Annotated in this window: 13 protein-coding genes; 3 read left to right on the top strand and 10 right to left on the bottom strand. The window is 57.2% G+C overall.

The genetic code is table 11. The annotated features are described in order from the left end of the window. Positions 1-4: 4 nt before the first annotated feature. Genes flgK through ACR0DX_RS17215 form a run of 3 tightly spaced genes read left to right on the top strand, consistent with a single transcriptional unit; the run spans position 5 to position 3557 of the window. Positions 5-1456 (top strand): flagellar hook-associated protein FlgK, encoded by a 1452-nt coding sequence (gene flgK, locus ACR0DX_RS17225; protein ID WP_170353795.1) that lies wholly within the window; start codon positions 5-7, stop codon positions 1454-1456. Positions 1457-1458: 2 nt separating this feature from the next. After that, positions 1459-2466, top strand: a complete 1008-nt coding sequence (locus ACR0DX_RS17220) for a flagellin (RefSeq protein WP_170353796.1) — start codon at positions 1459-1461, stop codon at positions 2464-2466. Further along, on the top strand, positions 2463-3557 hold the full coding sequence (locus ACR0DX_RS17215) for a flagellar basal body P-ring protein FlgI (protein WP_170353797.1): 1095 nt from the start codon (positions 2463-2465) through the stop codon (positions 3555-3557). Before ACR0DX_RS17220 ends, ACR0DX_RS17215 begins: the two co-directional genes overlap by 4 nt. A gap of 53 nt (positions 3558-3610) precedes the next feature. Here ACR0DX_RS17215 and ACR0DX_RS17210 read toward each other — a convergent pair whose 3' ends face one another. From ACR0DX_RS17210 to ACR0DX_RS17165, 10 genes are all read right to left on the bottom strand, one after another. Then, on the bottom strand, positions 3611-4258 hold the full coding sequence (locus ACR0DX_RS17210) for a DUF1523 family protein (protein ID WP_170353798.1): 648 nt from the start codon (positions 4256-4258) through the stop codon (positions 3611-3613). Between the two features lie 11 nt (positions 4259-4269). Then, on the bottom strand, positions 4270-4536 hold the full coding sequence (locus tag ACR0DX_RS17205; protein ID WP_170353799.1) for a hypothetical protein: 267 nt from the start codon (positions 4534-4536) through the stop codon (positions 4270-4272). Beyond that, entirely contained in the window at positions 4537-5874 is a 1338-nt protein-coding gene (locus ACR0DX_RS17200) for a DUF6638 family protein (protein ID WP_170724760.1), read from the bottom strand. It abuts the gene before it with no gap. A 241-nt stretch (positions 5875-6115) separates the two neighbouring features. After that, positions 6116-6412, bottom strand: a complete 297-nt coding sequence (locus ACR0DX_RS17195) for a hypothetical protein (RefSeq protein WP_170353801.1) — start codon at positions 6410-6412, stop codon at positions 6116-6118. Beyond that, positions 6409-6744 (bottom strand): hypothetical protein, encoded by a 336-nt coding sequence (locus ACR0DX_RS17190; protein ID WP_170353802.1) that lies wholly within the window; start codon positions 6742-6744, stop codon positions 6409-6411. Before ACR0DX_RS17190 ends, ACR0DX_RS17195 begins: the two co-directional genes overlap by 4 nt. Beyond that, on the bottom strand, positions 6741-8672 hold the full coding sequence (locus tag ACR0DX_RS17185) for an ATP-binding protein (protein WP_170353803.1): 1932 nt from the start codon (positions 8670-8672) through the stop codon (positions 6741-6743). The genes ACR0DX_RS17190 and ACR0DX_RS17185 overlap by 4 nt, the downstream gene beginning before the upstream one ends. A gap of 57 nt (positions 8673-8729) precedes the next feature. Beyond that, positions 8730-9848, bottom strand: a complete 1119-nt coding sequence (locus ACR0DX_RS17180) for a hypothetical protein (protein WP_170353804.1) — start codon at positions 9846-9848, stop codon at positions 8730-8732. After that, positions 9841-10125, bottom strand: a complete 285-nt coding sequence (locus ACR0DX_RS17175; RefSeq protein ID WP_170353805.1) for a hypothetical protein — start codon at positions 10123-10125, stop codon at positions 9841-9843. The genes ACR0DX_RS17180 and ACR0DX_RS17175 overlap by 8 nt, the downstream gene beginning before the upstream one ends. Positions 10126-10222: 97 nt before the next feature. Then, positions 10223-10510 carry a hypothetical protein gene (locus ACR0DX_RS17170; protein WP_170353806.1) on the bottom strand — a complete coding sequence of 96 codons (288 nt, stop codon included), beginning with the start codon at positions 10508-10510 and terminating at the stop codon, positions 10223-10225. Positions 10511-10530: 20 nt separating this feature from the next. Further along, a complete protein-coding gene (locus ACR0DX_RS17165) occupies positions 10531-11610 on the bottom strand; it encodes a coiled-coil domain-containing protein (protein ID WP_170353807.1) in 1080 nt (359 codons plus the stop codon). Positions 11611-11638 lie beyond the last annotated feature (28 nt).

The raw sequence follows: 11638 nt of genomic DNA, 5'->3' as shown, positions 1-11638 counted from the left end.
TGCCATGAACATGTCGACGGCCCTGAACAATGCCATTGGCGGTCTTACGGCCGCGAGCCGCGGCGCCTCGGTAGTGTCCGAGAACATCGCCAACGCGCTAACGCCCGGCTATGCACGCAGAAGTCTGGAACTGACGACGAACACGATTTCTGGCCATGGCGTTAGAACCGTCGGCGTGGTTCGAACCCAGGATCCTGTGCTAACAGCCAACCGCCGCAACGCAGATGCCGAACTGGCACGTCAATCGACCGTATCAGGTTTTCACAGCAGGTTGGAGGGGCTTGTCGGCACCCCGGATGACGCCACATCCCTTGCAGCCCGTCTGGCCGATTTCGACGGCTCATTGATCACCGCGTCCAGTCTGCCCGACTCGTCAGAGCGTCTGGATCAGGTTGCCCGCACGGGTCGCGATCTCGCAAACAGTCTGAATGCTGCCTCGGAAGGGCTGCGTGATCTGCGGTCAGACGCGGATCGGTCAATTGGTCGCTTTGTCGACAGGCTGAACCAGACGTTAACCGACATTGAGGCATTGAATGCCAAGATTTCCGCCGTCAAATACGCCGGTGGTGAGATTGGGGCCTTGCTGGACCAAAGGCAGGTTCTGATCGATCAAGTCAACGAGGTTATTCCAGTTAATGTTGTGCCTCGGGCCAATGATCAGGTGTCCATCTACTCGGATGGAGGGTTGATCTTGCTTGAAGGTACAGCAGCCGAGTTTACGTTCACCACAACTGGCGAGACCAAGCCCCATATGACTGTGGCAAACGGCTTGTTGTCGGGCCTGCAGATGAACGGAAACCCGGTTAGCACCAGCGGAGACAACGCGCAGATCAAAGGGGGTGCTCTTGCCGCTGAGTTCGAAGTCCGTGACGAGCTTGCCGTTGAGGCCCAGGGTAATCTGGACACGGTCGCGCGCGATCTGATCGAGCGGTTTGAAACACCGGGTCTGGACCCTACGGCGCTGGTCACCGATCCAGGGTTGTTCACTGATGAAGGCAATCGTTTTGATCCGACTGCGCCTGCCGGGCTGGCCTCGCGGATTAACCTGAATTCCATTGTCGATCCTGACAACGGCGGCCAAAGCTGGAAATTGCGCGCAGGCCTAGGGGCAATAACCCCCGGAGACCCCGGAAACGCCACGCAATTGCAGGCGTTCGGGGCCGCTCTATCGCAAGCGCGACCGGTAGCCGGGTCCCCTTTCGGGACCGGAGACATGCGCGCATCCGACCTGACCGAGGCGCTTCTATCCAGGACCGGTGCGAATGCGCACACGGCCAGTCAACGTCTGGCTTTCGCCAATAGCTCCCAGCTCGAGATGACCAAGATCGAAGCAGAACAAGGCGTGGACACGGATCAGGAGCTTCAGCGTCTGATCCAGATTGAACAGATCTATTCAGCGAACGCGCGGCTTATCTCGGTCGTGGATGAGTTGATGGAAACATTGCTGAGGTTGTGATCATGACTTTGACATCTATAGGTGATTTGGCGCGCGGCCTCACTCTGAAAAGCCGCGCAACCGAAATTAAAACCCAGATCGAGACTCTGTCCTACGAAATGTCCACGGGCAAAGTGCAGGACGTCAGTGGCCGTCTGGATGGGGACTATTCTCATTTGCTTGATCTCGATCGCAGTCTGTCACGGCTTGAGGCGTTCAAAGTCTCAACTGCCGAGGCCAGTTTGTTCACCGATACCATGCAGCTAAGCCTGACCACGATTAACGACTCGGTCGGAGAGATAACCGCCGCACTATTGTCTTTTGGCACGTCCAATCAAGCAGTTACCCACGAAAACGCTTCGGTACAGGCAAGGAATGAGCTGGACACGATCATGTCAGCACTGAACACCCGTGCCGGGGGGCGCAGTCTGTTTTCAGGCACAGCCACCGATGTCTCACCCTTGCCGACCGCAGACACCCTTCTGACAGCGCTTGAGGCCGAGTTGACCGGGTTGGTCACGGCAACAGATATTCGGCAGGCGGCGGAAGACTGGTTCAATGACCCCACTGGTTTTGACGCGATTATTTACCAGGGTTCGGCGACTACGCTTTCTGCGATGCAAATCTCCGAGAATGAAAGCGTCAACATACCGGTAACTGCGACCGACCCGGCGCTGAAGGCCGCGATCAGGGACATCGCTGTCGCTGCTCTGGTTTCGGATAACGCATTGAACCTACCCCGCGATCAACGAACCGCGCTGTTCAAGCAGTTGGGTGTCGATCTGGCCAACACGCAAAATGAAACAGTAAACCTGCGCGCTCTGGTCGGTGCAGCAGAAGCCCGAATTGATCAGGCGGCAACACGCAACAGCGCAGCAATGAAAAGCCTTGAATTCAGTCGAAACGAACTGATTGCCGCGGACCCATATCAAACCGCGGCGCAGCTACAGACAGTCCAGTTTCAATTGGAAAGCCTGTATTCCGTAACCGTTCGCAACGCGAACCTGTCACTGGTGAACTACCTGAGATGAGAGTTCTGGTTTTCATTTTGATGTTGCTGCCTGGCCTGGCCTCGGCCGGAGCGATCCGGTTGAAAGACTTAGTGGACTTTGATGGTGTTCGGGGCAATGACCTTGTCGGCTATGGCCTTGTGGTTGGCCTGAACGGAACCGGGGATGGGCTGCGCAATTCCCCATTCACCGAGGAAATCATGTCCAACATCCTCGAACGTTTGGGCGTGAACGTGAACGGTGAGGATTTTCGGCCCAAGAACGTGGCCGCCGTGTTGGTAACCGCCAGCTTGCCACCATTTGCCAGGGTCGGAGGCCAGATTGATGTGACGGTTTCAGCCATCGGGGATTCCAACAGTCTTTTAGGAGGCACCCTGATCATGACGCCCTTGAACGCAGCGGACGGCCAGATCTATGCGGTCGCCCAAGGCACCGTTCTGGCAGGTGGTGCCGCTGTCGCGGGCGAAGCCGCGTCTGTTGTGCGCGGGGTTCCGACCTCTGGCGTCATCCCCTCTGGGGCGAGGGTCGAGCGCGAGATTGATTTTGACCTTTCGTCGCTGACACAAATGCGACTGGCGCTCAGAGAGCCGGATTTTACTACTGCTGGCCGGATTGAGTCTGCAATCAACACGGAATTCAACCGCCCCGTTGCCATCATGCGAGATTCTGGCACTGTGGAGTTGAACATTGCCGCGACACAGTCGATCTCGACGGCGCATGCGTTGGGTCGGATCGAAAACATTCTGGTCGAGCCGGAAACCAAAGCGCGCGTCGTGGTGGATCAGCGCTCTGGCACGATTGTCATGGGTCAAGAAGTCCGCATTTCGCGCGTTGCAGTCTCGCAGGGGAACCTGACCCTCACGGTAGAAGAAGCCCCTATTGCAGTACAACCCAACCCTTTTGCGCGTGGTGAAACAGTTGTTGTCCCCAGAACGATCGCCGGGATCGAAGAAGAAGAAGGGACTGGTTTGGCTGAAATCCCCGAGGCAACAACCTTATCTGAGGTTGTTGCCGGCCTGAACGCATTAGGCGTTTCCCCCCGCGACATGATCGATATCCTGAAAACGATCAAAGCCGCTGGGGCATTGCACGCGGAATTCGTGGTGCGTTAAGGGTTCGGCGGGGCCATGGGCCCCATCCTGCCTTTCGCGAAAGAAGAACGGGATTACTTGGATTTCCAGCTATCCAGCCACTTCCTGAACCTGCTGCTTTGCTCTCCAATCGCATCCCCAGCGGCATATAACCCGTCTTCGACGTTTTCGATCACGGGATCGACCCGCGCTGCGCGGAACCTGCGCCAACGCACCCATATGGCCCAAACGATGGCAAAGAAGACAGTAAGGAAAATGATGTTGAACCAAGGGATCAGCCGCACATCGGGGCTATCGACCGGGCGAACAGAAACAGCATTTGGAAAGATCGACATTAGCTGATTACGCCAGCCGTAATGGCGCAGCACCACCCATTGCGGGTTATCCGCAGTCGAGACCAGATTGGTCAGTTCGGCCTGCAGGTTCGAACTATCGAGCTTGAAGTACGGTGGCCATCCCCAGCCGGTATCTTCATTGCGGTAAACACGCGGTTTGCCGTTGGGGCGGAAGGTTTCGACAAAGCGCACATCGCGATTGACGGTCTGCGCGCCCTCTTGCCCGGTATCCTGCTGCGCCCAGAAGATCGAGTTCTCACCGAAATCGACGCGCCGCACCTCGGTCTTGACGATCCGCACCACATCCTGCTGCGGTAACGTGTATTCCAGAACCGAGGCAACCAGCCCCCAGAAGACGATGATGAATGCCCATTTGATATAGACCATCTATTCGGCCCTCACATGAAATTTGTTATATAGATCAGCAGGGCAATGCCCCCCAGCGGGATGACATAGACACCCAGCAGCAGTTTCTTTCGAAACGAGTTATCATACTGCCGCATCCCCCGCTGCAGAAATGCGTCACGATCGCCGTGTAGCCCTTTCTTTTCCCAATGTGCGATCAGTTTACGACGGCGTATCAGACGGGAATAGATCGACAACCCGACATAAATCACTGTCAGAATGACCAGTAAGGGGATCAGAAAACGGATTGCGACGATCATTCAGCTTCTCCCTACCGCGCCCCAAGGGCCGACCCGCGCGATGACCGCGTCGCTGACCCGGTCGGTGCCGCTCATGTCCGGTTCATGACCGAACAGCGCGGCGCGGGCACCGGCTTTGTCCACCTGATACTCGCGCGCGAGGAAGTCGGCAACATAGGCTTTCTTGGTGTCCGGCCAGGTGGAATAGGTCCGATAGAACAGCTCTTTGTGGCAGATGAACATTTGGCGCGGGTCCAGCGGGGCCAATTCGGCCAACAGCATGTTGATCAGATCGCGGTTTGGCGTGTCGGTGGCGCGCAGCGTATAGAAATAAGCCGGGTGGTCCGAGGTGATCAGCGGCCACGGCCCTCCGTCACTGGCCCAGCGCAGCAACTGGGCCAGGCCATGATAGGCCCCGGGCAGGTGATCGGCGTGGTTGCGGGCCAGACGGCGCATATCGCTGCGGTCCAGCCCGGTCAGGTCAACGCCAGCGTCAGCTGCGGCATGGATGGTCAGGAAATCCATCTTTTGCTGCAACACAGCAGCCGAGTTCAAGCCGCGCGCCTCGATGATGGTCTCGACCAGAGAATTATCGTTCAGGAAAGCCGCAATCTGGTGCCGTTGCACCGGATCGAACACGTGGTTCAACGGCAAATCATCAGCCCGCTCGCCCATGCAAATCGCCGCCGGATAGTCCAGGTCGGGGAACAGGTAGAGCCCGCCGAAATGCGCCGTCCAGAAATTGCGCTGTTCGAACGCAGTGTGACGCAGGTGAACGGGGTTTCGGGTGACGTCCCCGGTTTCTTCGGCGGTTTCGATCATTTTGGCGATCAGCACATCGTCGAACCAGGCGTCTTCTTGGGTTTTGAACTGTTCGACCATGCCTGCAAGTTGTTCGGCCCTGCGCAGAGTGCCGCCCACCGTGTCGGCTTCAATCTCAATCTTGCGTAGGTTCAGAAGATCGGCGGACGTGGTGAGTTTGAAGACCGAGTTCACCAGCTCTCCGGCCACCGCATCCGTGGCGGTCAGGGCGAACAACTGCGCCTCGTTCATCTCGATGAACTCGCGCAGAATATCGCGTGAGGTCGAGAATTTGACGTTCAGCAACGGCGCTCGTTTTTGCTCGGTCGTCAACAGGATGAACTGCCGGTTGACCCCGTTGGGGTTGAGGTAGAGCGGGTCGTCCAATTCCTGCCCCACTTCGGGCGAATAGCCCGAGATATCCACATGGAAATCTGTCAGATCAGTGGTCTGGCCCGCCAGATGCTGCAACGCGCGGTTATACCGCTCGACCAAGGCCGGGCTGGAAATGTGGACGAGGTTGCCAAACATCAGGCCTTTTTCGATGAGACGGATCATGGAAGATACCTTTTGAAAACCCATCGCTCCAGAAGAAGCAAAATTGATAAGATCACGCCGAGGAAACACCCAAATACTAGGAAGCTGAGAAAAACTTCGTTTGGTGAATCCGTTGTGCCACAACTACGAATGACCCGGAAGTTTTCGGGCATCAGCCCGTCCCAACCGCAAATAGTGGTGGTCATAAATACAGCCAGAATGACTGCAAATAAGACTGCGGCGATGATCGCTCTCAAGTTCGTCACCTCATCATTCTATTTAGACGACCAACAACCACAACTGCCAGCACCAACAGTGGCAGCGCAAACGCCCGCGCGGTGATCTGCAAGTTGAAGCCGATATAAGACACCACACTGCCTTCAAACAGGATCAGGGTCTCGTCCCACGACGCGCCTTCAAAGCCGCTGCCTGCATTCACACCGAACTGAGTCAGATACAGAACCGCAACGGCGCCCAGAAATCCGAACACACCCCAACGCAGGGGCAGGATCAGGCCCAGTACAAGCGCCAAACCAGAGATTGCGAGAGTTAAAGTCATGTCATTACGTCCTTTTTCCGGCGAAGCGTGACTGCACACGCTCCGCCGGCCAAGATCATTGCGGGGACGAACCAGAACAACGCCTGCGCAAGAAATTGTGAAGGGGCCTGACCCGGACCGAAGGCGTGGACCAATGAGGCGGGGCGCAGGACCGAGGCACCGTTGATCCAGATTTCAAACAACGCGCTCCAGACGTACGTAACCGCGAAAACAATTAGCGCCAGCATGGCAAAGGCACGTCGAGAGGGTGGTCGGCGACGGGCAACCATGACGCCGGAATACAGGCAAACGCCGATCAGCGATCCGAAGATCAGGATCAAGCCGCCGGTCATGTTTTCCCCTTCAGATACCGCCGCTTGGCTTCTTCCATCCGGCCCATTTCTCGGACGGCGTTCTCGATGGCGACCTCGTCGCTCTTGTCGGCATAGCGGAATTCACTGTCGGCGTAGCGGTTGACTTCCTGCATCACCATGTCCACCGTGATCGGCTGGCGCAGGTCCTCAATCATGGCCTTCTTGGTGTCGTAGTCGCGGAACAGGAACAGGTCGGGGTTCTCCATCCACTCATCAGGCAGTTCGAAATCCATCGCGCGGACCTTGACCGCGTCGGTGATGTTCTTGATGGCGCGGCCCGTAAACCGCTCGTCCGCCTGCTGGATCGCCTTTAGGTAGGTGCCCAGCTTGGCAATCGTGTCCATCTGGCCGATCTCGCCCGAAACCCGATTATAAACCTGCAGCAAGGCGTCCTCATGCGGGTGGGAGTGGCTTTCAAAACTGGCAGCGACGGCCTTTTTGATTTCTTGCGCGGCATAAGCCTCGTGCTCGCCCAGCGGGATGTCGTGGTTGCGGCCCATCAGCAGGTGCAGAATGTCGATGTAATCCTCGCGCGTCTGGGGACCGTCCACCAAAAACCGCGCTCCCGCCCGCTGGCGCAGAGCATCGTCCACGTTCTCAGGGTAGTTCGAGAACATACCAAAGGTGCAGTTGCCGCGTACAACGGTGTTGGCACCCGCAAAGCTCTCCATCAGCACAGCGGTGATTTCCAATTGCCCGGCTGAGGACTGCCGGTCGCCGCGTTTACCTGCCAGTTGGTCGATATCATCGATGGTGCCAAAGCCGATAACCGAGGGGTCGATGATCGTGTTGATAAACGCCTTGGCGTTCTGGCCGGATTTGCCCTGATAGCTGTCGATATTGTCGGTGCTCAGGTTCTGATAGCGGAACGGATAGCCCGCGTTCTGGCAATAGTCGTTGATCAGACCGGCCATCATCTGGATCAGGGTGGTCTTGCCTGTGCCCGGTTTGCCGTCGCCCATGAATGTAAAGATGAACCCGCCGAGTTCCGCAAACGGATTCAGGCGACGGTCGAAGTCATAAGCCATCAGCATCTTGGACAGCTTCATCGCCTGATATTTGGCGATATGGTTGCCCACCACCTCGTTCGGTTTCTTGAACGTCATGGTCAGGGTGGTGGATTTGGCCTTGGAGGCGGGCTCGAAACCCCGGATGGTCAGGTCATCGGCCTCAATATGCCAGGCGGCGTTCTGGAACGGAGCCAGATGGCCTGCGGACTGCGCCCGCAGAGCAGCCTTGTCCATCAGTTGCTCGGCATAGGCGCTGGTGGCCGCGATCAGGTGGGCATCGTCGGGGGCGTGTTTGGCCAAAACTTGATCCAGCTCCCACAGGGCACCATGCAGAGCAAGCTGACCATTGTCGGTCAAGACCTCTTCGATCTCGCCAAGATCAACCGTGGTTTCGCCCAGATGTGAGGACATCAGGTAAGCCAGCGCATTGCTGAAGGCGTGTGATGTGATCAAAGCCTCAGCCGTCAGCAATTCCGAAAACTCGGTCTTGCGTGCAACTGGCAGATCCCCCGCCAGATTGGCCCGCTTCAAGTCTGCCAACGGAGTCTGCTCCGCATACGCCTCGGCCACCGCCAAAGCGATGGCAATCGCACGCCGAATGGCCTGCTGGGTGGTCGCCTGTGGCGGAGACACGAGCGTATCGCCGTCATCCGAGGCCTCGATCCGCTCAACCAGATGCACCCCGTCCGCGCGCGCGTTGCGCCGCGTCACCAGCCCCGGCGTCGTGGATCGAAACCGCCGTCCGGTCGAAACACCCGGAGAACGCTCGACCGCTGCCTCAACCGGTTTGGCAATCCGCGGCGCGTGTTCGAACCCGTTCAGCAAAGCGGTCGCTGCCGGGTAATGCTTACGAATATCATCTTCGCGCAATTCCATCTGATCTGACGTCAAACTCATTTAAAAAACCGCCGTTGCTTCTTCTGTTCAAAAATACTTCCGCCCGATGCGAAAAAACTAGTATCTCAACACCTGCCCCGTCTTGCTGACAACGAATTTGCGCACATCAGCAAACCCTGGCGGGCTGCGCTCAGCCAGAACCTGAAACGGACGCTGGGGCAGGATGATCGATCGCTGCGTTTGCGTCGCTCCGGTCTCGGCCCCCTGCCCGCCGAACGGGTCCAAGGCGAACACCTCGCGCTCGACGGTCGAGAACCACCCGGCGCGTTCTTCGATCACGTCCTCGCTTTCCAACTGTTCCATGGTCCAGGCCAGCGCCCAATCCTGACCTTCGGGAGCCTGAGCGTCCTCCAGCACTTGCCGCAGGGGTCCGGATTGTTCCGTATAGGCCGAGGAATACATCGGGCCCACATGGATTCGGCGCAGGTGTTTGGGGTGCAGGTCATCGAAGTCCTGATCGAAGCCCGTGGCGATCGTCACCAGCTTCAGCCCGCCCAAAGACTGCGCCATCAGATGCGCCTGTACCTCGGGCCAGCGACGCTGGTCCTTGGGCAGGGCCGTGCGCCCGCTGTCCTCCAACTGCATCATGTAGATGACTGGCAGGTTGATCTGGCTGTCATAAACCGCCCAGTGGATCAGAAACTTGCGCCGATCCCCTTCATTCCCGATCCAATGGCATTCGGGATCGTTACGGGCCCAGAACAGCTGTCCTTTCAGCAATTCCTCGTAATAGAGCCTTTGCGACAGTGCGAATTGCAGCTTGGTCGGTATCTCGCGGTCACCAATGATGGTGCGCACCATGTCGGTTTTCAGATCGTCGGCTGATGGCATATTGGCCAGATGCACCTGCGCCTGCTGCGCGTCGTTGGCCATGGTCAGCAACTCGGCCGCCACCGGAAACCCGCTGTCGCGCTTGTCCATGGCAAGGCTGCCAAAGAACCGCCCCGTATCACGCCCGACCAGCAGGTATTTCATGGACAGTGCCCGGAACGTATAGAGCAACCCCGAGAGGTAGCGCGACACGATCCGCACCTCTTGCTTGCTGATCGCGCCCTCGGCCTCCATCGTCGCGGCCACGCGAAGGAGGTGGACGGTGATCACCTCGAATTTGCGGAAATAACGCCGCGAGGCGAAAGTGTCGGTCAGGCCGACATGGTCTTGGACGGGGTTAGTCATTTGGGGGCTTTTTGTAGTTTTCGCCAAACATGTGCCGGGCATGATCTTTGCCATACAAAAATTCGATGCCTTCGCCCAACCCGTAGTTTCTGAAACTTTCTAAACAGAGTTGAGCGGCCCATAGGAACGCAACAATCACCCCCATTGCTGCAGCTACCGAGCCGATCGAGATCGCAGTTTTATTCGCGAAACTGATTCCGAACGTGAAAGCGACCCCGCTGGAACAAGCTGCAACGAGGACAAACAATCTCAGAGCTTTCTTCTCAAAATCGTTCATCCGCCGCACAAACTCCTAAAGCTTTTCTTAACAACCACTTTTAGCCCAAAAGGTGCAAAGGTGCCGGTCAGGCCGACACGCTCTCGGGTGGGGTTAGTCATGCATCACCACCGCCAAAACCACCAAAATCCCGGCCGGGCGACTGCCCGCCATCGCCATGGTTGTTGGTTGGTACGCTGTTAATTCCTTGCGACCTGCGAAACATCTCCAACCGATAGGTAGACCAAATAGCTCCGAGAGCACCAGCACCGCACAATAAGTAGAATCCATTCACCATCATCGTCAGAAAAGAGATTAGAAAAGCGAGCCCGATTGCACCCCAAACAAGCTCACCGTTTCGCTCGACCCATGTCTTGCTTTTGTCTTGCTCCAAGAAAAATGGCATTCGTCGCAACCAGCCTTTTCTTATCCACCATACAAGTTCTTATCATGCTTCTCGACAATCGAGGCAAACCGGCGCGCGAACCGCTCATCCGCCTTGGCCTTTTTCTCCAACACGTCGCGGGCAAAGACCATGTGGCCTTCGTGCGCCTCAAGCATGTCGGCCATTTTCTGGTTGGTCGCGGTGCCGATTGCGGCCATTGCCGTCTGCGCCTCTTGGTCGGTCTGCACGCCGATCTCGTTGATGCGGTGGGCCACGTCCTGCTGCTGCGCGGTTTTCAGCGATTTGGTCAGGGCATCGTACAGCACCACGCGCTGCTGCGTGTCTGTCTGCAGCTTGTTTATCAGCACCATCTGCGTCGCCGCCTGGTTCTGCAGTGAATCGACCCAAGTCTTGCCCTTTTCAATGTAACGCTCAAGCGTCTGGGATTTGGCCAGCTTGACTTGTTCCTCCTGAACCTTGGCGTTGTATTGCTTGTTCAACTCGGCCAGCTCGGTTTCAAGCTGAGTGCGCGCGGCGGCGTCCTGTTCGACGCTGATCTTGTTTTCCAGTGTAATGATGGTCGGGTCCATGCCCTGAATTTCAGCCCGCAATGCTTCCAGTTCGGCCACTGTCGCCTCACGATCATCCAGCGTGCCGGTCAGGTTGTCCTCGACCTTCACGCGCTGTTCCTCCAGCACGGACAGCTGCCCTTCCAGCAGTTTCACGATCACGTCAGATTTGGCGATCAGGTCCTGCAGCTTGTCGTCGATATTGGCGGTGCGCATCCGCTCCTGCCGCATGGATTCGGACTTGCCCTTGGCGAAGATGCCAACAAAACTCTCCCACCCGGTTTTCGAGCGCATCTCGTCGAAATCCTTGGAGAACGCGTTGGTGACGTCATCCAGACCCATGATCAGCTCGGCAATATTGGCGTTCATCACTTCAGTATGGGCGTGCACATCTTCCAGCGTAGCGTTTTCGATGTCGATATCGGCCTCGGCCGTGCCAATCTTGGCCCGGGCGGCGTCAATGCGCGAGGTCAGGTTTTCGATCTGCGACTGGCTTTCGCGGACTTTCGCCTGCGTTTCTTCGATCAACGCGTCAAATTTATGGCTCGACATCTGCACTATCCCCTTTTTTGTTCAATTA

This window comes from Ruegeria sp. D3 (assembly GCF_056534465.1).
The sequence above is the reverse complement of the archived record's forward strand: the minus strand, read 5'-3'. Positions and strand labels throughout refer to the sequence as shown.

Coding starts and splice junctions, on each gene's coding strand:
- flgK (WP_170353795.1), top strand. CDS start 5: ATGAACATGTCGACGGCCCTGAACAATGCCATTGGCGGTCTTACGGCC.
- ACR0DX_RS17220 (WP_170353796.1), top strand. CDS start 1,459: ATGACTTTGACATCTATAGGTGATTTGGCGCGCGGCCTCACTCTGAAA.
- ACR0DX_RS17215 (WP_170353797.1), top strand. CDS start 2,463: ATGAGAGTTCTGGTTTTCATTTTGATGTTGCTGCCTGGCCTGGCCTCG.
- ACR0DX_RS17210 (WP_170353798.1), bottom strand. CDS start 4,258: ATGGTCTATATCAAATGGGCATTCATCATCGTCTTCTGGGGGCTGGTT.
- ACR0DX_RS17205 (WP_170353799.1), bottom strand. CDS start 4,536: ATGATCGTCGCAATCCGTTTTCTGATCCCCTTACTGGTCATTCTGACA.
- ACR0DX_RS17200 (WP_170724760.1), bottom strand. CDS start 5,874: ATGATCCGTCTCATCGAAAAAGGCCTGATGTTTGGCAACCTCGTCCAC.
- ACR0DX_RS17195 (WP_170353801.1), bottom strand. CDS start 6,412: ATGACTTTAACTCTCGCAATCTCTGGTTTGGCGCTTGTACTGGGCCTG.
- ACR0DX_RS17190 (WP_170353802.1), bottom strand. CDS start 6,744: ATGACCGGCGGCTTGATCCTGATCTTCGGATCGCTGATCGGCGTTTGC.
- ACR0DX_RS17185 (WP_170353803.1), bottom strand. CDS start 8,672: ATGAGTTTGACGTCAGATCAGATGGAATTGCGCGAAGATGATATTCGT.
- ACR0DX_RS17180 (WP_170353804.1), bottom strand. CDS start 9,848: ATGACTAACCCCGTCCAAGACCATGTCGGCCTGACCGACACTTTCGCC.
- ACR0DX_RS17175 (WP_170353805.1), bottom strand. CDS start 10,125: ATGAACGATTTTGAGAAGAAAGCTCTGAGATTGTTTGTCCTCGTTGCA.
- ACR0DX_RS17170 (WP_170353806.1), bottom strand. CDS start 10,510: ATGCCATTTTTCTTGGAGCAAGACAAAAGCAAGACATGGGTCGAGCGA.
- ACR0DX_RS17165 (WP_170353807.1), bottom strand. CDS start 11,610: ATGTCGAGCCATAAATTTGACGCGTTGATCGAAGAAACGCAGGCGAAA.